Below are 21,059 nucleotides of genomic sequence, written 5' to 3'. Positions count from 1 at the left end.
GCACGCTCCTGACAATGAACTTCTCTCTAGACTTCTCTTGTTCCATGTCATCGCCCCCTCATTTAGATTTTTCTGTATATATTATAACACATTATAGAATAAGCATATATAACACATGTGAAAGTTAAGCGGAAATCGCCTCCAATCACGCCATGAGCAGTGCAGAGACAGCAAAAAAGCGAGGCACAGCCTCGCTCTTGTTATCATTCATCATATAATTGTCGTCAGGCATGTGCCCCTTGTCCTATTCCCCGAGCCAACTCCTTGATACGCTCGGCGGCAACCGAGTGTATTTCTCTACCAAGGAAAGCTCCATGTGATCGCGAAGCATATCTTTGGCCCGTTCTTCAGTCTCTTTCATGGCCAGCTGAAGACCTTTCTCAATTCCCTGTCTCTCAATTCCTGCACTCAGATTGCGCATCTCAGCCACTCCCTTCTCAAGTTCCGGGAGTCAGAGAAACACCATTCAGGCGAGCTATTTCTTCTATCTTCTCCTTAGAGTATTTAGATACACGGGAAATAAAGTCCAATGGCTGATTTTCCTTGAGCATTTCGAGGACAATCTCAGTCTTGCCCTTGTCAATTCCTTGTCTCTCAATGCCAGCACTCAAATTACACATATCAGCCACTCCCTTCTCAAGTTCCGGAGTAATCTCCACTTTGAATTCATTCTCTAGCTTCTCTCTTTTTTCTGCACTGCTAAGATAATTGTCCTTCAGCACCATATTCAGCATACTCAGAAGCCCTGTCAGTTCGTTGTACTTCTTCTGTCCCAAACAGACCATAACGACATCCAGAAGGTCGTAGTCCTTCTTCTTTGCCTTGGCGCCACCCTCGATATTCTCCTCCGTCATCTTGTAGCTAGTGATGGTGTACTCTCTTTCCTGCGATGGATTGGTGCAGATCCAGATAGAGTAGACCTTCTTGATTTTGCCGTAATCAGACTGAACGAACACCGTGCCGTACTGGCTGGAAATCATCCTGGCACAATAGTAGACCCCGCGCTTCAGTAGCGGGTAGCCGGGATGGAAATCATTCTGAGCTTCAAGGTTGATGATAAGCTCTATGACTTCGTCATCGCTTGAAGGCACCGTGGCGGTGAAGCGAATGTCATAGAAGATGGTTCCTTCTTTGTCCGAGGCATCTTCAGTCTGCTCACTGCCTACACGCGTGGGCAGGCTGACATCTTGGACGAGAATCTTGTCTATATCCGGCTTGCCCTGGATGCATTCGATGATTTCTTCGATAGTGGTCTCCTCGTACTCTTCCACGCAAGTCTTGAGTATGTGAGCCACTATGCCCTTCTCTGAGAGCACCTTCTTGCAGGACGCATCATATAGGGCTTTCAGTTCTTCTTCGTCTTTAATCTCTGCCATGAGGTGGCTCCTTTCAAGAGAATTCTTAACATCATTCTAGCATAGGAGGTAGGCTTGTCAATCCTTTGCCAGCCAAGGCTTAAGCACATCAAGAAACAATCTGTTTTCCCCTGCTTGCCCGCACTGCCCGCAAGACAGTCGACCTGCTGAGTCCAGTAGCCTCGCAGGCTTCTTTGTAGCTGTGTCCTCTGCTAATCATTTCCACAGCCGCATCTTTCCTGGCCTGAGGCAATGGCCGCCGTCCTTCCCGGTAGCCAGCATGTGTTCTGGCGACTTCCCTGCCAGCCTGGGTGCGCTCTACGATGAGATCCCTCTCAAATTCAGCAAAGGCAAGCAGTACATTCGTCATCAGTCTGCCAGTAGTAGATGAGTCCAGAACACCTATGTTGAGTATATTGACAGCCACGCCACGCTCCTGCAAGCTGCGAATGAGTGTTGCGCCTTCGGCGGCAGTCCTGGCTATCCTGTCCAACTTAGCCGCCATCAGTATATCCCCCTCTGTCATACGTTCCACCAAAGCATCCAGCTGGGGCCTCTGCATGGTTGTGCCAGTGTATTGCTCTTTGATTACCTCGTCAGCACCAGCAACCAACAGAGCCTTCTCCTGTGCTTCGAGGCCATTACCTTCCAACTGCTTCTTCGTGGAGACGCGTGCATAGCCATAGATCATAAATACCCCTCCCTACGTTTTGGACATATTTTCTGACACTCACAGAGCACAGGCAGTCCCGTATAGAGCCACCTGCGCCAAAATTGTCAAATTCTGACGCATCCCCCCCTGCGAGGCATGGTCAATCTTTCAAAAAACGACTAACAGTATTAGTGGAAATATTGAAGTGCTCGGCTGTCTCTCTGTATGTATGTCCTGCTTTATAGTAAGACCTGACTTCTGTTCGAAACTTCGCATCATACTTGTCTGGTCGGCCTGCCTTCGGAACCAAGGCCAACTTCTGTTCGAGTTCAGCTATGCGCTTCCTGGCTCTGTGTAAGGTATTCTCAAGCTCTTCATTTTCATCCTGTAGATTGTCCCGTTCCATTTCTGTCTCAGTAAGTTGTCGCTCCATATCATGTATACGACTGGTTAGAAGGCTCTGATCCTCATTTTCCAGTAGATTCCTACGAAGCTCATTTATACGATATATTTGCTCATCATATCGCGGTCTTTCTACTCTATCACAATCATATCGGTTATATAGCATGACAAAAGCCTCAGCTAAGAAATCCAATCCAAACTCTTTCAGCCCATCTTGGTTGGCATCTTTTGCCATAAGCAACATTTGTTCAAAATCAAATTTAGCCATATATTAACCCTCTTTGTATCAATAATATTATCGCTTTAAATATACTACATCTGCCATATATTGTAAAGCTACAACTTATCGCTTCAATGATAAAATTCAACCTCAAAAATCTTTATCATAAAAAAGAGACTAGGCTGTTAATTTTTGTTTACAGCCTAGTCACCAGTTTTGTACACATATTAAGTCCAGGATGAACCTTATGGTATTTCTATCTTATGCTTGTGATTATGACTTACGCTCCTATTGAAGGGGATATAGTTTTCCTTCCTCCAATTATCTTCGGCTGTACGCGCTTCTGCAGCCAAATCAGAGTCATTTATCTTATACATTGCAATAAATGCTTCTGCTTCTTCTATCGTCTTGCATTTACGGTGCTTTGCTCCGCTAAATCCTTTAGTTTGTGCCTCCGCCTCATCCCAAGAATAATATACTCCCGGAACTCTGCCTCTTGCTACAGCATATATATGATCCACCTTGTATACTGCTTTACTTTCCTCCAAGAATTTCTCTGCCTCCTCACGAGTGTTAAAACCTTTATAGCGCGCACCTGTAAAGCCTTTTACCTGCCTGTCGGCTTCTGCCCACAATTCGAATATTCCCGTCTTGCGACCATTTGCCACTGCATAGAATTTCTTTGCCATTATTTCTCCTCCGTGTTTATATACCTACTAATCTGCTCATATTCAACGAAATTGTCGCTATAACTGCATAATTGGTGCATAATTTTCAAATTCAGCAAAATTGACTTTGGAACCCACGAAAAATCAAGGCTTCTCTCGTTTTTGCAAAAAGCACATTTTTTGATACCCATATAGCGCTCCACCAGGTCAAACTTCAATTTCCTCTATAAGTTGCCTGGGGTTGGCCAAACAATTCTGGGGCGAGTTATCTGTAATCAACATCGGATTTATTCCCAACGCCCGGATCTTCTTTATACGTTCACTGAATGTCTTTGCCGTTCCATGTGCCAAAGGGAATGTCCTGCCACCAACATTTTCCTCAGTATCACTGTCCTTTGTTACTTTACATGTGAAAACCTCTCTAGCTATATCAATATGGCGCTTCTGGGCAATAAGCTCCAACAATTGGATAAGCTTCTCTTGTTCAGACGGCTTGGATATATTCTTCAGTATTATCCTTTTTGCCTCTTCCCTCTTATAAAAGTCCCCTGTACCAACCATCTTGTCATAACGACAAAGTAACTCATTTTTAGCGATAGTTTCTGACAAGAACCACATAATGCCACGATTAGGCAACTTATATCGCGCTACCATAGCACCTATAGCGCCTTTAAATGCCTGGTGCTCCATCCTGATGACCTTATCAGCCTCAGCCAATAGACGGCTACGTTCAGGTTCTCTCAGGTTTTGGTATGTATCCTTACATTCTTCAAGTTTGTCATAAAACATTGTCTTATACGACTTATTACCCTCAGCGGCTGACTGCTCCATCATCTTCATGCCTTTTATTCGCTTGCACTCAGTTCTGTTATACGCAGAGGTCTTATGTGTAAGGCACCAGAAGATGTTCTTCTCTTCGTTGGTGGGAAACTTCATATTCAGTGTGTAGTCTATGCGGCAGCAGTTCCAATCAGGTAGACTACACAAATGCATTAAGCTGTCATCCAACCTGCAGAGAGCATTTATCATGGTATTTCTAAATGCTTCGACCAGCTTTGCATTGTTAGCATCACTTGCTTTATACAGCTCGATTGTATTGACACTCGCCGGATTTGACAGGGTTCGTGGATTTATATCCAGAGTCAAATAGAAATAACAGCGAAGAACCCCATAGGAAACGCCCTTTTCTTGTTTCTTGTTGCTCCTCTCACATACCCGCATGATATTTATAGCATTGATACCAAGGCCAAGGACATTTGGAGCGATATTTATTCGCTTCGTAGAGCAGTTATAGTCATCGAGAGGAACCAGTTTATTGCAATCATCGAGATAGCTGCCGTTGCTTCTCTGTGTAGTATCTTTTATCATGCGCCCCATCAAACACTCCATAGCCTCTTCCAAGGGGCGATTTAAACCTCTCTCCAATAGGTGTAAAATTTTACGCACCTCAGTCTCAGACAATACATTCCTTATATCGAAAGTATGGATCATATATCCTCCGTATACAATAGTCTATTAGCAAGGATTTACATCCGTTACAACTTGTCGCAATCCCTTGATATACAAGGGATTGCCTATACAAAACTACCTTAAAATCCTTGCGCCTTATATAATCCTCTAACCAGCAGAAATATATGCTACTTCCGCCTGTCAATAAAAAACCTATTAAAGTCACGAACACCATATATTTCAGACAGCCTTACAAAATCATCGATAGTAAGCTTTAGTTGCCTTGATTCCCACTTACAAATATTTGAAGTAGAACAATGCATCATCTTTCCTACATCACATTGCCGCCAGTAGTTCACCTTACGAAGTCTCCTTAATTCATCATAGTCAAATCTCACTTGCGACCTCCATCATATACATCCTTGAACACCCTATCCACTGGTACATCATAGATATCCATGAGCTTGCAGAGCAAACTCACCGGCATATCTGTGACACCAGACTCATATCTCCAAATGGCCGTACGGGTCTTCCCTATACGTTTGGCCACTTGCTCAACACTTAACTTACGGTACTTTCTAATCAATCTCATCAGATTTAGGTCTACTTTTTGCATCTCTATGACCACCCTTCTATTTGCGGGTATTACGAGATAAAACGCATCTATCCACATTTCTATAGGGGAATTTTTAAAATTATATTTTTGACAAGCTCTTCCACGTCCTACCTGATGAGCCACCTCCCCAGGAATCGAGCCCCCGGGGGGGTTGGATTTATTCTCTTTGACCGTCATCACTTCGATGACGGTCTTTTTAATTGAAAGGAGCTTCCAACATGAACACCAGCTTTACCACTCGCCCATCTTGGGCACCGACAGCCGTACTGCCCATAGCTGACATCAAGCCATTGACAGTATGCGAATCCAGCCATCCCAATCTCAACGAGCAACAGCTTGCCGCACTGACACCTCTTGCCGGGCATACACTCATAAACAGTGGAGCAGGTACAGGGAAGTCTACCGTGCTGGTGGCGCGTATGCAGACAATCCTCTGGAAATGCCCCAAAGCCAAGATTCTTATGCTGACTTTCTCCCGGAAAGCTGCACTTGAACTCAAGGCCCGTATCGGCTTCACACCCAACTGCCAGGTATCGACCTTCCACTCCATCGCCTATCACTTACTTATGGCCAACGGATTCAGCCAGTACAGAGTAGATACCAATGAAGCTTCCCGCGACCAGCTTATCTCTAGGCTCATTGGCAAAGAGGACACTACCATTGAGCAGGTAGTCAGGTCTCTCAATCGCTTGTCCGACATAGATGCCACCACGGAGAAGATCAAAGCTAAGTATTTCAATGCCTTGATAAAGAGCCGTTTGCTGACGTTCGATACCATGCAGCCCTTTGCCCTGAAGCTGCTCCTAAAAGAAGAAAATGTCCTCCATCAGCTGCAGGACACATGGGATTTCATACTGGTTGACGAGTATCAGGACACCGATGAAGTACAGCAAAGGTTCATTGAGCTTATGTCAGCCAAGTCTAACAACGTATGCGTGGTAGCTGACATTCGCCAAGCCATATACAGTTTCCGAGGTGCTGAGCCAGCTATCGTATCCACCTTTGCCACCACTGCCAAAGTACACGAACTAACGGTAAACTACCGCAGCACGCCACCAATCATAGGACTGGCAAACAAAATCATGCCAAATGAGCCACCTCTTATCGCCGCTTCTTCTGACATGTCATCCTACCCTCAATACCTGACGGCCATTGATGAGGCTGATGAGGCCAGCCATATCATCCAGCAGATAAGAAAGCTCCACCGTGATGGCATCAAGTATAGGGATATGGCCGTCCTCTACCGTTCATCATCCCTCAGTGAAGCTATACTACCTCAACTGCTGGAAGCAAAAGTCCCATTTGTCTGCAAGAGTCATGTCTCTTTGAAGTTCTCGCGCCAGCCATACCTGGGCATCATCAAGTTGATAAACTACGCTCTCTTGCCCATCGAGAACAACTTCAAGGCCATAATGCCCTTCCTGTATCTTGGCAAATACCTTCTCAAAGACATCAAGGCACTAGCCAAGAAAGAATCGCTGGATTATCTTGCCGCCGCCCAGAAGCTTCCCCTGCCATACTTCCACCTTGATTATCTTGCCTCCATGTCCCAAGCCCTGGACAGCATAAGTCCTTCTACAGCTACCAGCTCCGCCATCAATACTTTACTGAAAGCTGGGTACGGCAAGTATATAGGCGAGGTTCTTGTCCCTGTTATCAGAGCATGGAGCGAAGAACTGACTGAGTATGGCAATCTCACCACCTTCATGACCAAGCTCTACGCCCTGCAGGAGCAGGTGAAGCAGATACAGGCCAACGCCACCCAGCACCACAATGATTGTGTCCAGCTCATGACCATACATGCCAGCAAAGGCCTTGAGTTCAACACAGTCTTCCTGATAGGTTGCTACGACGGTGCCCTTCCTTCCACCCGTGATGGCGTGGATCAGGAAGAAGAACGCCGTCTCCTGTATGTAGCCGTGACAAGGGCCAAAAAGAACCTCTACATCAGCTATCCCACTAACAGCAATAACTCCACAGACGAAAATAAGGCCTCCCGCTTTTTGCAGGAGGCCTTTTCTGTTGCCAACTAAGGAAGGAGCGATTCTTATGCCGCGTTCACCACCAACAGATAATATCTGCCAACCAACTCACAAGAATACAAAGGAGAGATTTCAAAATGAAGACGACCAAAGACGAGATCATCAAAGATGCCGTAGACCAACTTATGGATATGTTCAAAACTGGGAAGCTGCCGGAAAAGGTAGCCTTCTCCATCATCCACCGTCATCCCGGCGATGTAATTCCTTCTGACAGCTGGAGTATTGGCAACCGTATCCTGCAGATGCTTCAGGGAACAGCTGATGCCCGTGGTTACAAGCAGTGGCAGGATGCTGGCCGTCAGGTGAAAAAGGGAGCCAAAGCTATTCATATTCTCGCTCCCCTTGCCTACAAGGTGAAAGACAAAGACAAGCTGACTGGTGAGGACGTTGAGAAGGTCGTCGTCAAAGGCTATCGGCCCATTCCTGTCTTCCGCTATGAAGACACCGATGGCAATCCTCTGCCTTATGACCATGACTATCGTCCCCACAAATATCCCACCTTCTTTGACGTAGCCGACAAGCTGGGCATCAATGTCTCCTATCGGCCCATAACTAGCAATTACTTGGGCCAGTACAGCATTAGCACCAACAGCATTAAGCTGTGCAGCCAGGACGCTATCGTCTACTACCATGAGCTTGCCCATGCCATCCACGCTACCTTCGTTGACCTCCGCGTCTTCGATAGGAACAAGGCAGAGGTAGTGGCAGAGTTCTCAGCCCTCGTACTTGCCAATATTGCCGGAGTAAACGGCTTTGAAGTCCAGGGCTTTGATTATATCGAGCATTATGCCAAGGAGCACAGCCATAACAGCATCATGCAGGAGATCTTCTCCGTCCTCAATGACGTGGAGAAGATTGTTACCACCGTACTCAACGTCTCCGAAGACGAAGTGGATCTGGCCGCCGTCTGACAGACCAAATAAAAAAAGAGCCTGATAGCTCCAATAAGCTGTCAGGCTCTTCCCTTATTCATACACCATTATTATGACAGGAGGAAAAACAAATGTCAAAAACTGCTATCGCAAGGATTGAATCCCTTACCCATGAAGAATGGCTCAAGCTCCGCCAGAAGGGCATTGGTGGCTCCGATGCAGCCGCTGTCTGCGGCCTCAACCGCTGGCGCGGCCCTTTGGACATCTATCTTGATAAGACCACAGACACCATTGCCGACAATGACAACGAGGCCATGTACTGGGGCCGTGTCATGGAGCCTGTCCTGCGTGATGAGTTCACCAAGCGTTCCGGCCTCAATGTGGAGACCGTCCCCTTTATGTTCTGCTGCAAAGAATATCCCTTCATGCTTGCCAACATTGACGGCATTGTCCATGAAGCTGATGGCACCGTCAGTCTCCTTGAAATCAAGACTGCCAACAACTTTGCCGCAAAGGATTGGGAAAATGGACTGCCCCAGGAATACTACATTCAGATCCAGCACTACCTTGCCGTATGCGACCTCCCCAAAGCCTATGTTGCCGTTCTTATCGGTGGCAACCAGTTCCGCTATGAAGCCGTTCCCCGTGATGAAGAGACCATCAAGACCATCATAGCTATGGAGGCAAATTTCTGGAACAATCATGTCCTCACCAAGACAGCTCCCCAGGCAGATGCCACCTCTGATAATGCTATAGCCAGTATGTACCCTGAATCCAATGGCACCAGCATCATTCTCCCCGATGAAGCAGACCAGCTCATAGCCAATATCGAAGACTGCAAGAATCTTGAGGAACAGTTGAAAACTGCCAAGGCAGAGGCAGAGAATCGTCTCAAGGCCATTATGAAGGATGCTGAATGCGGCAAATCTCCCGCTGGTTACTCCGTCCGCTGGAAGAGCAGCAGCACCAGCCGTCTCGATACCACCAAGCTGAAAGCAGATCATCCTGATATTGTGGCCAAGTATACCAAGGCCACTTCCTACCGCCGCTTCTCAATCACTGCACCTAAAGCCAACAAGGAGGACTAAACCATGAAGTACATTGTCAGAATCACCGAAACCCTCGTCAGGGATCTTACCATTGAAGCAACCTCCGCTGATGAAGCCATCGAGCACGTCATCAGCCACTATGATAACTGCGATATCGTCCTGGACTACAGCGACCATCGTGACACCATCATAGATATTGCTAAATGATTTTTGGGGCCGCTGGGCATAAGCCTGGCGGCCTTTTGCTTTTAGAAAGGAGCCTATCATGTCAGTAACAATCTCCATTGCCAAGATCAAGCTCGTCAGGGAATCTTCACACCGCTATGACATAGCCAGCAAGCGTATATCCAGCCCAGAAACTGCCGTAGATGCCATCAATGCAGCCTTAAATCTCAAAGACGAGGCTCAGGAAGTCTTGGGCACCCTCTTCCTTGACACTAAGAACCATGTCACCGGCGTTATGGAAGTAACCCGTGGCACCTTGAGCGCCAGCCTGTCCCATCCCAGAGAAATCTTCAAAGGAGCCATCCTGCACAACGCAGCTTCCATAATCCTCTTCCACAACCATCCCAGCGGGGACGTGACCCCCAGCCGTGAAGACCTGCTTATTACCGAAAGGATTGTCAAATGCGGTCAGATACTCGACATCCCCATGCTGGATCACATCATCATCGGCTACAACGGGCACTACAGCCTGAAAGAGCATGACCAGATTTAATCAACTGAACTGAAGGAGGAAAACACCATGAACATCAACGACATCAAGAACGCACTCTCCGCAAAAGCCAATTCCATGAACATCGAGCCTATCTCCCTGCCTATTAAGGAAGCTGCTCCGGCTCCCCAACAGAAGGAAATGGAAGAAAAGCCCGCCCCCAAGTCAACCAACAAGACTACCAGCAAGAAGGCATCTCCCGCCAAGGGAAGCCGCGCATCCAAGAGCAATGCTACTCCTACTGATATAGAAGATATTGTCAGCAACTACTTGAAGCCAGGTACAGACTACAACACTATCCCTGGCTGTGGTCGCAAGCCTGCTCTGCTGAAAGCTGGAGCTGAAAAGCTCGCCTCTATCTTCAACTATCGGAGCACCAGCCGCATCTTGAATCGTATCGAGCAGTTCGACCAGCTTTTTGTACTCTATGAAGTAGAGACCACCATCTATGACAAGGAAGGTACCGTCATAGCAGTAGGCCTTGGCAGCTGCAATAGCAAGGAGCGGAAATATCAGCGCAGTGACTTCGCCGGGAACCTCAACACTATCCTCAAGATGGCCAAGAAGCGTTCCTACGTTGACGCCATCCTAACTGCTTGCCATGGCTCTGGCGTCTTCACCCAGGACATTGAAGACATTGCCAGCAATGTCCAGTCACTTTCAGATGCTAAGGAGGCATAAATTATGCCACTTATTATAAGAAAAAGGAGGGCTAGAAGCCCTCCTAAAAATCATTCAACAAACCCCTTATTGCTCCAATGCGCTAACCCAAAGTTCAATATTGCCTGAGCTGGAGGAGAATTCCTAACAGGAACAGATTCCCACAGACTACTCTTGGTACTAAAATACCATTCCCCCTCATCATACCCAAACTTCCAAGTTTCACAAGAATTTCTACCTTTAGGTTCAACTATCTTTACCTTTGCATGCTTGTTACCATAACCTGGCCTGAAATCTGAACCTTCACTACTCACATAATACTGCATACCACTACCGCTATGAGTATATACCCAATAATCCTTTGCAGATACTTGCCCTACCAAAAGCACAAGTAACATAGTCACCACTGTCAGAATAGACAATAACTTTCTCAAGATGAATACACCTCCCAAATCAACCCCCGACATTCCTATCCTTAGGTACATTCTATATTCAAAAAAAAAATCCTCCCCCTAGACCCCCATGATTGTCACCTCAACGTTTTCCTACTAATGCTGACTTTCATTTTGGAAGACAAACTACGGCTCTGCTGCGTTTCCTTCCAGTGTGATTTGTACCAAATCCCACTTCCAGTCAACGCTCGACCTCTATATACGTCGGACGGTGCAAAGGGGTGCGAGCTATGCCAACTGCTTCACGATGCATTGCATTTTCTCACCTTAGCAACGCCTTGCCTACTATCTCGATTAGGTAACTTTTTCTTTTTAAGAGGTTGTGTAGGTGGTTGCTCTTTGATACGCTTCGGAGAGAGGGAGCGGAGGACGCTCTGCCACAGGAAAGTCGAGAAAATCTTCGATTTCTCTGTAGTAGAGTGTGCGATTTTGACGCCCCATCGGTCGGTCGCTATCGTCCACTACCATCATTGCTGATGGAACAGTGCTTCAGTCGGCTATCACCCCGACAACATGACCAGGTCTGAAACTTACCATGATTTGCACCGCCTGCCTCGTCTACCCTTGTGAGGGGCATCTCAGGACTGTTGTTGGACACCGCACGTCTCGGTGCCCTCATCTGCAGGAACTGCCCCCGCAGAGCTTCTGGATTGAATTTTAACTGCGGTAACCCGCCGCCATCTAACGGTGCAGCCCACGGTGATTAGCCGTGCCGGTTCTTTTACTGGCCGATGATTTGCCGCTCAACATCGTCTACAGCTGGCATCAAAAAAGAGCCTATCCTCTCACGGACAGGCTCCTAACTTACTAAAATACTTGATTTGATACCTGGGATTTGCTATAATTTCCGTATACGCATAGGCAACAAGCCTGCGTACAACAAAAGCATATCGCAGTATCAAACCGGAGTGCCGTTCCGGTGAGAGCATCCAGCAAGGTCGCCAAACCCAAGTTGGAGCTGTGAATATTGAGAGCCTTTCGATACCGCCAAATATCGAAGGGCTCATTCTTTTTTATGGTTTCTTGCAAACATCTGTATGCAAGTTTATGAACCATGAATATCATAGCATCTTACATTATGCCTCGTCAATAGCTCGGACTGGCCTCACATATCCTTATGTTGAACAACATATCCAATACATCCAACGTATATACTGTTGCTTTTGTTGGATATGTTGTTCAATACATCCAACACTGATTAGTGGTAGGAACTAAATATATACAATTTATATACTATATATTGTGGTATGTTGGATATGTTGTTCAACAAAAACAACACTGTATGTGTTGAACAACATTTGTGGTATAATATAAGAAAAAATTTTTTAGGGGGCTGATATATATGGAAATATTCGCCGTAGCCAACCAGAAAGGCGGCGTCAGTAAAACAACAACTGTGCAAAGCATAGGTGCCGGACTCTCTCATGCAGGCTTCAAAGTGCTGCTCATTGACCTCGATCCTCAAAGCAATCTAACCTCCATCTGCCATGCCATATCTGATGCACAGGACAAGAATACCGTCACCATGCTCGAAGTCTTGGCAAAAGAGAACTCCATAAACGATGGCATACAGCATCTTGATCTTTTCGACATAGTTCCCGCATCTATGTTTCTCGCCTCTATTGATTCTCGCCTTACTGACCAGATGTCTCGTCCATACCGTCTCCAAAGCGCGCTTAAGGAACTCAAAGGCGAATACGACTATGTCTTGGTTGATACGCCTCCAGCACTCGGCACTCTCACCAATAACGCACTCGTAGCTGCAGACTATGTGATTATACCCGCACAGGCAGATATACTCTCCCTTCAGGGTGTGAGCCAGCTTTACGAAACTATTGAGTCTGTCAAAGAGCACGCCAATCCCAGTTTGAAGGTTTCTGGCATAGTTCTGACAAGATTTCAGGGAAGAGCCAATCTGACCAAGGAAATCGTGATCTTGTTTGATGCAGCAGCCAAACAGTTAAAAACTGTCGTCTTTGATAGCCGCATTCGCGAGGCCATTGCCATCAAAGAAGCTCAAGCAGCTCTTACGGACATATTCACGCATGATTCCAAATCCAATGCCGCCATTGACTATGCGCAACTCATAAAGGAAATCTTTGATGTTGATGTCTTGAAGAAAGTGAGTGCAAAGTAAATGGGAAAGAAGATAACGATAGCAGCCGGTGCTAACCCATTCGATAAGTCCAAGAGTGCAGCAGAGAACATGTTCGCACCACAAGCGCCTACCAAAGAGCATATTGATATTTATGAATACGCTGAACAACAAAAGAAGCAGCACCAACGATCAGATACTGACAATGCTGAGATACAACCTCAAAAGAAAACTCCCAGGCAATTTCCAGGCAAGCAACATATCCATCTGATTCTTCCCGACCGACAGGCCAACATGATCAAGCAGCTCGCCAAGATGAGTGGCATCAGCGTCAATCAGTTTATGAGCCAAGCCGTCGATCAGCTGTATGAAGAACACTGGAAGCCAGTGGTAGAAGCACTGGAACAGAATAGGCACAAACTAGGCCTCGACAAGAAGACAGACAAAAGCCTCTTTAGCTGATACAACTTTATGTTGGCACTATTGGATATGTTGGTAATGTTGAACAACAAAAGCAACATATCCAACACTTCAAAATACGACAATTTACTTGTTGAACAACAAAAGCAACATATTCAAAAATAGCAAAGCCCCATCCGAATTGGACGGGTCTTTGCTATACATTGAATCTATATCACGTCTGCCCCTGTGCTAGTGCGTGATCTCACCACTTCCTAATACGCAATATGACTAATATTTTCCATATATTTAGAGCATTAACGAGCAAAGCCGTTAATAATTTTCCAAGCATTAGAAGCAGGGGTTGGAACATCTATAGGCATACCATGAGGATTTCCCTTAGTATAAATCATGTCCCCTTTCCTCTTCACTGCTACAGTATTAGTTCCAAATATAGCATCAGTATTATTATTCACAGACGCTTCTATATAATACTGCCAACCATCCTTAGAGACTACAGAAGATACATCCATATAGGTTCCAACATTCCCTCCTGGCCATATACATGGCCAGTTAGGATCATTATTTAAGTATTTAGGAATAGTATATACTTGCACAGCTTCAGCTCTACCAAAGACAAAATTTCCATCCTTAGGAGACAACACAACTCCACCAACACAAGCAAACATAACTATTACAGCAAGTAATAGTCTCTTCATCATAGAAAAACCCACTCCCATCCGATTATCATTACACCATAATTTTAAATTTATAATCACAAACGTGGCTCAATATATCCATAAAATATTTTTGAGGCAATACTGTTATTTTCTAGTGAAAGCCAAGTTTTACCAGATTTCGTCTTGTACACCCAACTATCTCTTTTGGGACTGAAACAGAACATATAATTAACCATATCAAAAAGATTTCCTTTGTATACTTCTTTCACATCAGCATAACATACATCATTCGTAATAGATATGCTTTCCGTGACCAAATATGAATCTAATTTTTTACTCCCAGTAGCGTTAATACTACGAGATTCCAAATAAACGTCCTCTGCAAGTGCAAATCCAGATAATCCTATACATAAAACAAAGCAAATAATTACGATAAAAATTAAACGCTTCATAATAATAGTCCTCCGTTATGAAATTATTAGGTTGTCCACCGCCAACTAATCTGAATATATAATTTTCTTTCTCTATATATTTTTTCGAAACTTTAATGCAACGCAATATATAAGATATCATTAGCTAGACGATCATTAGAAACCAGTTCTTCTCGACCTGATGAAATTGGTGCGTGCTTTCCCGTCCAGCCTTTCCAGGTATATTCCCACCCGTTTTGGGTTGACACAAAATGATATTTTCTAAACTCTATTTCTTCATAGTAATTGCCATAAGACACTTCGATATCAACCCAAGTCCAATCTTTTTTATCACTTGTTCTTCCGCCATGCTTTAATGAGCCTTTATCTACAGCCCACCATGAGTGCTGTCCATGAATAATATCACCATAATCTATTCTTACAAGCGGATGGGCATACGCACTATGTTGTGGATTTGTAATCAATGTACATAGCGATATAAAAAGGCATGTTAATATAAATTTAAAAAATCTCATAGTCTTTTCCTCATAAATCATAGTTATCTTTACTCTTACAATACCCAAAACCATTCATGTCTACAGCCTTAAGTCTCTCTTCTATAACATAATAATTTATCCTATATGAAAAATCCCCCAATAATCAGAATCTCTACTGCATTACTATTTACTAGCAATACCAGTCCCATAATTGTGCCTAAAAATAATTTCCTTATATAATTCTTCCATTATTTTATAACCAATCTTTATTATACCTCCTCAAGTCTCCCTTGTATTTCTATCAATATGCAAGAAACTCCTGCAATATTGGATAAGATCTTCCTCCGCGCCTTATGCCTGCCCCACTTGACGCATACGTTCCCCTAGTTTCTCGTAACGCTCCATGAGATTGCTATATAACACCTGCTGCTGCTCAATCTTGTCACTAGCCTTCTGTGCCGCCTGCACCTTGGCTTCACGAACAGCATTCTCCTTATCCTTGGCAGCTGCCTCCAACTTGGCCTTGGCATCGGCCAGCCTCTCACTCAATTCAGATACACGATCAGAGGCCGCCTGTAACTCATCATGTGCCCTAGACAAACGCTGCTTGTAATCATCAAGGTTCTCCAGCTTGGCAGTCAGGGAAGCTACCTGCTCCTTCAATTGATGAACCGCATCAACCTGGCTGTCCTTGACTTCGGTCAGCTTTGCAATCTGATTACGGCTCTCGGCAAGCTCCCTACTCTGCGTGTCAATCATGTCCAATTGCTTACGGATAGCAGCCTCACGTTTATCATGGTCGCTGATAGCAGCATCACGCTCTTCTTTTGCCTTAGCCAATGCCTCTTCCTGTGCATCAAGCTCCGCCTGCTTATCTTCCAGCTTCTTCTCTAAAGCATCTATTTTTTCCTTACGTTCAGCCGACTGCTCACGCAAACGCTTTATCTCCTGCTCTTGGTTCTCCATGCGGACAGAAAAACCTTCCCTAATTCTATCTTCAGCATCAGAGCACAGAGCCAAAGAGGCCAGGTACATATCCATAATGCGGTTGAAGTGCTTGCGGAACTCGTCAATTTCAGTCTCCCGCCCAGTCTTCTTGCGCCCTTCCTCGATATTGTAGAGGTTTACCAGATACTCCAGAGCCTCCCCCTGGTTCTCAAAACCTTCATCGCTCATCTGCTTCAGCAGGTCAAAAGCCTCCTGCGGCCCCCGCACGCTCCTGACAATGAACTTCTCTCTAGACTTCTCTTGTTCCATGTCATCGCCCCCTCATTTAGATTTTTCTGTATATATTATAACACATTATAGAATAAGCATATATAACACATGTGAAAGTTAAGCGGAAATCGCCTCCAATCACGCCATGAGCAGTGCAGAGACAGCAAAAAAGCGAGGCACAGCCTCGCTCTTGTTATCATTCATCATATAATTGTCGTCAGGCATGTGCCCCTTGTCCTATTCCCCGAGCCAACTCCTTGATACGCTCGGCGGCAACCGAGTGTATTTCTCTACCAAGGAAAGCTCCATGTGATCGCGAAGCATATCTTTGGCCCGTTCTTCAGTCTCTTTCATGGCCAGCTGAAGACCTTTCTCAATTCCCTGTCTCTCAATTCCTGCACTCAGATTGCGCATCTCAGCCACTCCCTTCTCAAGTTCCGGGAGTCAGAGAAACACCATTCAGGCGAGCTATTTCTTCTATCTTCTCCTTAGAGTATTTAGATACACGGGAAATAAAGTCCAATGGCTGATTTTCCTTGAGCATTTCGAGGACAATCTCAGTCTTGCCCTTGTCAATTCCTTGTCTCTCAATGCCAGCACTCAAATTACACATATCAGCCACTCCCTTCTCAAGTTCCGGAGTAATCTCCACTTTGAATTCATTCTCTAGCTTCTCTCTTTTTTCTGCACTGCTAAGATAATTGTCCTTCAGCACCATATTCAGCATACTCAGAAGCCCTGTCAGTTCGTTGTACTTCTTCTGTCCCAAACAGACCATAACGACATCCAGAAGGTCGTAGTCCTTCTTCTTTGCCTTGGCGCCACCCTCGATATTCTCCTCCGTCATCTTGTAGCTAGTGATGGTGTACTCTCTTTCCTGCGATGGATTGGTGCAGATCCAGATAGAGTAGACCTTCTTGATTTTGCCGTAATCAGACTGAACGAACACCGTGCCGTACTGGCTGGAAATCATCCTGGCACAATAGTAGACCCCGCGCTTCAGTAGCGGGTAGCCGGGATGGAAATCATTCTGAGCTTCAAGGTTGATGATAAGCTCTATGACTTCGTCATCGCTTGAAGGCACCGTGGCGGTGAAGCGAATGTCATAGAAGATGGTTCCTTCTTTGTCCGAGGCATCTTCAGTCTGCTCACTGCCTACACGCGTGGGCAGGCTGACATCTTGGACGAGAATCTTGTCTATATCCGGCTTGCCCTGGATGCATTCGATGATTTCTTCGATAGTGGTCTCCTCGTACTCTTCCACGCAAGTCTTGAGTATGTGAGCCACTATGCCCTTCTCTGAGAGCACCTTCTTGCAGGACGCATCATATAGGGCTTTCAGTTCTTCTTCGTCTTTAATCTCTGCCATGAGGTGGCTCCTTTCAAGAGAATTCTTAACATCATTCTAGCATAGGAGGTAGGCTTGTCAATCCTTTGCCAGCCAAGGCTTAAGCACATCAAGAAACAATCTGTTTTCCCCTGCTTGCCCGCACTGCCCGCAAGACAGTCGACCTGCTGAGTCCAGTAGCCTCGCAGGCTTCTTTGTAGCTGTGTCCTCTGCTAATCATTTCCACAGCCGCATCTTTCCTGGCCTGAGGCAATGGCCGCCGTCCTTCCCGGTAGCCAGCATGTGTTCTGGCGACTTCCCTGCCAGCCTGGGTGCGCTCTACGATGAGATCCCTCTCAAATTCAGCAAAGGCAAGCAGTACATTCGTCATCAGTCTGCCAGTAGTAGATGAGTCCAGAACACCTATGTTGAGTATATTGACAGCCACGCCACGCTCCTGCAAGCTGCGAATGAGTGTTGCGCCTTCGGCGGCAGTCCTGGCTATCCTGTCCAACTTAGCCGCCATCAGTATATCCCCCTCTGTCATACGTTCCACCAAAGCATCCAGCTGGGGCCTCTGCATGGTTGTGCCAGTGTATTGCTCTTTGATTACCTCGTCAGCACCAGCAACCAACAGAGCCTTCTCCTGTGCTTCGAGGCCATTACCTTCCAACTGCTTCTTCGTGGAGACGCGTGCATAGCCATAGATCATAAATACCCCTCCCTACGTTTTGGACATATTTTCTGACACTCACAGAGCACAGGCAGTCCCGTATAGAGCCACCTGCGCCAAAATTGTCAAATTCTGACGCATCCCCCCCTGCGAGGCATGGTCAATCTTTCAAAAAACGACTAACAGTATTAGTGGAAATATTGAAGTGCTCGGCTGTCTCTCTGTATGTATGTCCTGCTTTATAGTAAGACCTGACTTCTGTTCGAAACTTCGCATCATACTTGTCTGGTCGGCCTGCCTTCGGAACCAAGGCCAACTTCTGTTCGAGTTCAGCTATGCGCTTCCTGGCTCTGTGTAAGGTATTCTCAAGCTCTTCATTTTCATCCTGTAGATTGTCCCGTTCCATTTCTGTCTCAGTAAGTTGTCGCTCCATATCATGTATACGACTGGTTAGAAGGCTCTGATCCTCATTTTCCAGTAGATTCCTACGAAGCTCATTTATACGATATATTTGCTCATCATATCGCGGTCTTTCTACTCTATCACAATCATATCGGTTATATAGCATGACAAAAGCCTCAGCTAAGAAATCCAATCCAAACTCTTTCAGCCCATCTTGGTTGGCATCTTTTGCCATAAGCAACATTTGTTCAAAATCAAATTTAGCCATATATTAACCCTCTTTGTATCAATAATATTATCGCTTTAAATATACTACATCTGCCATATATTGTAAAGCTACAACTTATCGCTTCAATGATAAAATTCAACCTCAAAAATCTTTATCATAAAAAAGAGACTAGGCTGTTAATTTTTGTTTACAGCCTAGTCACCAGTTTTGTACACATATTAAGTCCAGGATGAACCTTATGGTATTTCTATCTTATGCTTGTGATTATGACTTACGCTCCTATTGAAGGGGATATAGTTTTCCTTCCTCCAATTATCTTCGGCTGTACGCGCTTCTGCAGCCAAATCAGAGTCATTTATCTTATACATTGCAATAAATGCTTCTGCTTCTTCTATCGTCTTGCATTTACGGTGCTTTGCTCCGCTAAATCCTTTAGTTTGTGCCTCCGCCTCATCCCAAGAATAATATACTCCGGAACTCTGCCTCTTGCTACAGCATATATATGATCCACCTTGTATACTGCTTTACTTTCCTCCAAGAATTTCTCTGCCTCCTCACGAGTGTTAAAACCTTTATAGCGCGCACCTGTAAAGCCTTTTACCTGCCTGTCGGCTTCTGCCCACAATTCGAATATTCCCGTCTTGCGACCATTTGCCACTGCATAGAATTTCTTTGCCATTATTTCTCCTCCGTGTTTATATACCTACTAATCTGCTCATATTCAACGAAATTGTCGCTATAACTGCATAATTGGTGCATAATTTTCAAATTCAGCAAAATTGACTTTGGAACCCACGAAAAATCAAGGCTTCTCTCGTTTTTGCAAAAAGCACATTTTTTGATACCCATATAGCGCTCCACCAGGTCAAACTTCAATTTCCTCTATAAGTTGCCTGGGGTTGGCCAAACAATTCTGGGGCGAGTTATCTGTAATCAACATCGGATTTATTCCCAACGCCCGGATCTTCTTTTATACGTTCACTGAATGTCTTGCCGTTCCATGTGCCAAAGGGAATGTCCTGCCACCAACATTTTCCTCAGTATCACTGTCCTTTGTTACTTTACATGTGAAAACCTCTCTAGCTATATCAATATGGCGCTTCTGGGCAATAAGCTCCAACAATTGGATAAGCTTCTCTTGTTCAGACGGCTTGGATATATTCTTCAGTATTATCCTTTTTGCCTCTTCCCTCTTATAAAAGTCCCCTGTACCAACCATCTTGTCATAACGACAAAGTAACTCATTTTTAGCGATAGTTTCTGACAAGAACCACATAATGCCACGATTAGGCAACTTATATCGCGCTACCATAGCACCTATAGCGCCTTTAAATGCCTGGTGCTCCATCCTGATGACCTTATCAGCCTCAGCCAATAGACGGCTACGTTCAGGTTCTCTCAGGTTTTGGTATGTATCCTTACATTCTTCAAGTTTGTCATAAAACATTGTCTTATACGACTTATTACCCTCAGCGGCTGACTGCTCCATCATCTTCATGCCTTTTATTCGCTTGCACTCAGTTCTGTTATACGCAGAGGTCTTATGTGTAAGGCACCAGAAGATGTTCTTCTCTTCGTTGGTGGGAAACTTCATATTCAGTGTGTAGTCTATGCGGCAGCAGTTCCAATCAGGTAGACTACACAAATGCATTAAGCTGTCATCCAACCTGCAGAGAGCATTTATCATGGTATTTCTAAATGCTTCGACCAGCTTTGCATTGTTAGCATCACTTGCTTTATACAGCTCGATTGTATTGACACTCGCCGGATTTGACAGGGTTCGTGGATTTATATCCAGAGTCAAATAGAAAATAACAGCGAAGAACCCCATAGGAAACGCCCTTTTCTTGTTTTCTTGTTGCTCCTCTCACATACCCGCATGATATTTATAGCATTGATACCAAGGCCAAGGACATTTGGAGCGATATTTATTCGCTTCGTAGAGCAGTTATAGTCATCGAGAGGAACCAGTTTATT

The 21,059-nt window shown here is 45.2% G+C and carries 24 protein-coding genes; 8 read left to right on the top strand and 16 right to left on the bottom strand.

Annotation, left to right across the window (positions count from 1 at the left end):
• Positions 1 to 437: 437 nt before the first annotated feature.
• The 6 genes from P159_RS0105005 to P159_RS20510 all read right to left on the bottom strand — a co-directional run bounded on the left by P159_RS0105005 (position 438) and on the right by P159_RS20510 (position 5,338).
• Positions 438 to 1,376 (bottom strand): hypothetical protein, encoded by a 939-nt coding sequence (locus P159_RS0105005; protein ID WP_051650139.1) that lies wholly within the window; start codon positions 1,374 to 1,376, stop codon positions 438 to 440.
• A gap of 88 nt (positions 1,377 to 1,464) precedes the next feature.
• Positions 1,465 to 2,046: a recombinase family protein gene (locus tag P159_RS0105000; RefSeq protein WP_029542022.1), complete on the bottom strand. Its 582-nt coding sequence runs from the start codon at positions 2,044 to 2,046 to the stop codon at positions 1,465 to 1,467.
• A gap of 121 nt (positions 2,047 to 2,167) precedes the next feature.
• Positions 2,168 to 2,677, bottom strand: a complete 510-nt coding sequence (locus P159_RS0104995) for a helix-turn-helix domain-containing protein (protein ID WP_029542055.1) — start codon at positions 2,675 to 2,677, stop codon at positions 2,168 to 2,170.
• A 197-nt stretch (positions 2,678 to 2,874) separates the two neighbouring features.
• The gene (locus P159_RS20515) at positions 2,875 to 3,318 is read right to left on the bottom strand and encodes an RNase H1/viroplasmin domain-containing protein (protein WP_029542052.1); all 444 of its coding nucleotides are present in this window, start codon (positions 3,316 to 3,318) and stop codon (positions 2,875 to 2,877) included.
• Between the two features lie 186 nt (positions 3,319 to 3,504).
• A complete protein-coding gene (locus P159_RS0104980) occupies positions 3,505 to 4,698 on the bottom strand; it encodes a hypothetical protein (protein WP_185753615.1) in 1,194 nt (397 codons plus the stop codon).
• A 442-nt stretch (positions 4,699 to 5,140) separates the two neighbouring features.
• Positions 5,141 to 5,338, bottom strand: a complete 198-nt coding sequence (locus P159_RS20510) for a helix-turn-helix transcriptional regulator (protein WP_318253507.1) — start codon at positions 5,336 to 5,338, stop codon at positions 5,141 to 5,143.
• A gap of 242 nt (positions 5,339 to 5,580) precedes the next feature.
• Here P159_RS20510 and P159_RS0104970 point away from each other — a divergent pair, with 242 nt between their 5' ends.
• The 6 genes from P159_RS0104970 to P159_RS0104945 all read left to right on the top strand — a co-directional run bounded on the left by P159_RS0104970 (position 5,581) and on the right by P159_RS0104945 (position 10,721).
• Positions 5,581 to 7,395 carry an ATP-dependent helicase gene (locus P159_RS0104970; RefSeq protein WP_072004113.1) on the top strand — a complete coding sequence of 605 codons (1,815 nt, stop codon included), beginning with the start codon at positions 5,581 to 5,583 and terminating at the stop codon, positions 7,393 to 7,395.
• Between the two features lie 86 nt (positions 7,396 to 7,481).
• The gene (locus tag P159_RS0104965; protein ID WP_029542043.1) at positions 7,482 to 8,315 is read left to right on the top strand and encodes an ArdC family protein; all 834 of its coding nucleotides are present in this window, start codon (positions 7,482 to 7,484) and stop codon (positions 8,313 to 8,315) included.
• Between the two features lie 92 nt (positions 8,316 to 8,407).
• A complete protein-coding gene (locus P159_RS0104960; RefSeq protein ID WP_029542042.1) occupies positions 8,408 to 9,364 on the top strand; it encodes a lambda-exonuclease family protein in 957 nt (318 codons plus the stop codon).
• Between the two features lie 3 nt (positions 9,365 to 9,367).
• The gene (locus P159_RS19840; RefSeq protein ID WP_080705920.1) at positions 9,368 to 9,532 is read left to right on the top strand and encodes a DpnD/PcfM family protein; all 165 of its coding nucleotides are present in this window, start codon (positions 9,368 to 9,370) and stop codon (positions 9,530 to 9,532) included.
• 58 nt (positions 9,533 to 9,590) lie between these two features.
• Positions 9,591 to 10,043: a DNA repair protein RadC gene (gene radC / locus P159_RS0104950; RefSeq protein WP_029542040.1), complete on the top strand. Its 453-nt coding sequence runs from the start codon at positions 9,591 to 9,593 to the stop codon at positions 10,041 to 10,043.
• 27 nt (positions 10,044 to 10,070) lie between these two features.
• On the top strand, positions 10,071 to 10,721 hold the full coding sequence (locus P159_RS0104945) for a hypothetical protein (protein WP_051650140.1): 651 nt from the start codon (positions 10,071 to 10,073) through the stop codon (positions 10,719 to 10,721).
• 50 nt (positions 10,722 to 10,771) lie between these two features.
• Here the strand turns inward: P159_RS0104945 and P159_RS0104940 are convergent, their stop codons facing one another.
• Positions 10,772 to 11,134, bottom strand: coding sequence for a hypothetical protein (locus P159_RS0104940; RefSeq protein WP_185753613.1), 363 nt, complete (start codon positions 11,132 to 11,134; stop codon positions 10,772 to 10,774).
• 1,360 nt (positions 11,135 to 12,494) lie between these two features.
• Here P159_RS0104940 and P159_RS0104935 point away from each other — a divergent pair.
• Both P159_RS0104935 and P159_RS0104930 read left to right on the top strand, forming a co-directional pair.
• Positions 12,495 to 13,289, top strand: a complete 795-nt coding sequence (locus P159_RS0104935; protein WP_029542034.1) for an AAA family ATPase — start codon at positions 12,495 to 12,497, stop codon at positions 13,287 to 13,289.
• On the top strand, positions 13,290 to 13,709 hold the full coding sequence (locus P159_RS0104930; RefSeq protein ID WP_029542032.1) for a hypothetical protein: 420 nt from the start codon (positions 13,290 to 13,292) through the stop codon (positions 13,707 to 13,709). It abuts the gene before it with no gap.
• 254 nt (positions 13,710 to 13,963) lie between these two features.
• Here P159_RS0104930 and P159_RS0104925 read toward each other — a convergent pair whose 3' ends face one another.
• From P159_RS0104925 to P159_RS20900, 9 genes are all read right to left on the bottom strand, one after another.
• Positions 13,964 to 14,368, bottom strand: coding sequence for a hypothetical protein (locus P159_RS0104925; protein ID WP_029542031.1), 405 nt, complete (start codon positions 14,366 to 14,368; stop codon positions 13,964 to 13,966).
• Between the two features lie 53 nt (positions 14,369 to 14,421).
• Positions 14,422 to 14,778, bottom strand: coding sequence for a hypothetical protein (locus P159_RS0104920; protein ID WP_029542029.1), 357 nt, complete (start codon positions 14,776 to 14,778; stop codon positions 14,422 to 14,424).
• 92 nt (positions 14,779 to 14,870) lie between these two features.
• Complete coding sequence (locus P159_RS20505; RefSeq protein ID WP_185753612.1) at positions 14,871 to 15,272, bottom strand: hypothetical protein; 402 nt, start codon at positions 15,270 to 15,272, stop codon at positions 14,871 to 14,873.
• A gap of 312 nt (positions 15,273 to 15,584) precedes the next feature.
• A complete protein-coding gene (locus P159_RS0104915; RefSeq protein WP_029542026.1) occupies positions 15,585 to 16,490 on the bottom strand; it encodes a hypothetical protein in 906 nt (301 codons plus the stop codon).
• Positions 16,491 to 16,881: 391 nt separating this feature from the next.
• The gene (locus tag P159_RS0104900; RefSeq protein WP_051650139.1) at positions 16,882 to 17,820 is read right to left on the bottom strand and encodes a hypothetical protein; all 939 of its coding nucleotides are present in this window, start codon (positions 17,818 to 17,820) and stop codon (positions 16,882 to 16,884) included.
• Between the two features lie 88 nt (positions 17,821 to 17,908).
• The gene (locus P159_RS0104895; RefSeq protein WP_029542022.1) at positions 17,909 to 18,490 is read right to left on the bottom strand and encodes a recombinase family protein; all 582 of its coding nucleotides are present in this window, start codon (positions 18,488 to 18,490) and stop codon (positions 17,909 to 17,911) included.
• A 121-nt stretch (positions 18,491 to 18,611) separates the two neighbouring features.
• Positions 18,612 to 19,121 (bottom strand): helix-turn-helix domain-containing protein, encoded by a 510-nt coding sequence (locus P159_RS18400; protein WP_029542055.1) that lies wholly within the window; start codon positions 19,119 to 19,121, stop codon positions 18,612 to 18,614.
• A 352-nt stretch (positions 19,122 to 19,473) separates the two neighbouring features.
• On the bottom strand, positions 19,474 to 19,761 hold the full coding sequence (locus P159_RS20210) for an RNase H1/viroplasmin domain-containing protein (protein WP_029542019.1): 288 nt from the start codon (positions 19,759 to 19,761) through the stop codon (positions 19,474 to 19,476).
• 291 nt (positions 19,762 to 20,052) lie between these two features.
• Positions 20,053 to 20,574 carry a hypothetical protein gene (locus P159_RS20900; RefSeq protein WP_221174056.1) on the bottom strand — a complete coding sequence of 174 codons (522 nt, stop codon included), beginning with the start codon at positions 20,572 to 20,574 and terminating at the stop codon, positions 20,053 to 20,055.
• Positions 20,575 to 21,059 lie beyond the last annotated feature (485 nt).

Source organism: Selenomonas sp. AB3002, assembly GCF_000702545.1.
Lineage (GTDB): Bacteria > Bacillota > Negativicutes > Selenomonadales > Selenomonadaceae > Selenomonas_B > Selenomonas_B ruminantium_A.
Note: the sequence above shows the minus strand (reverse complement) of the source record. Positions and strands in the feature narration are given on the sequence as shown.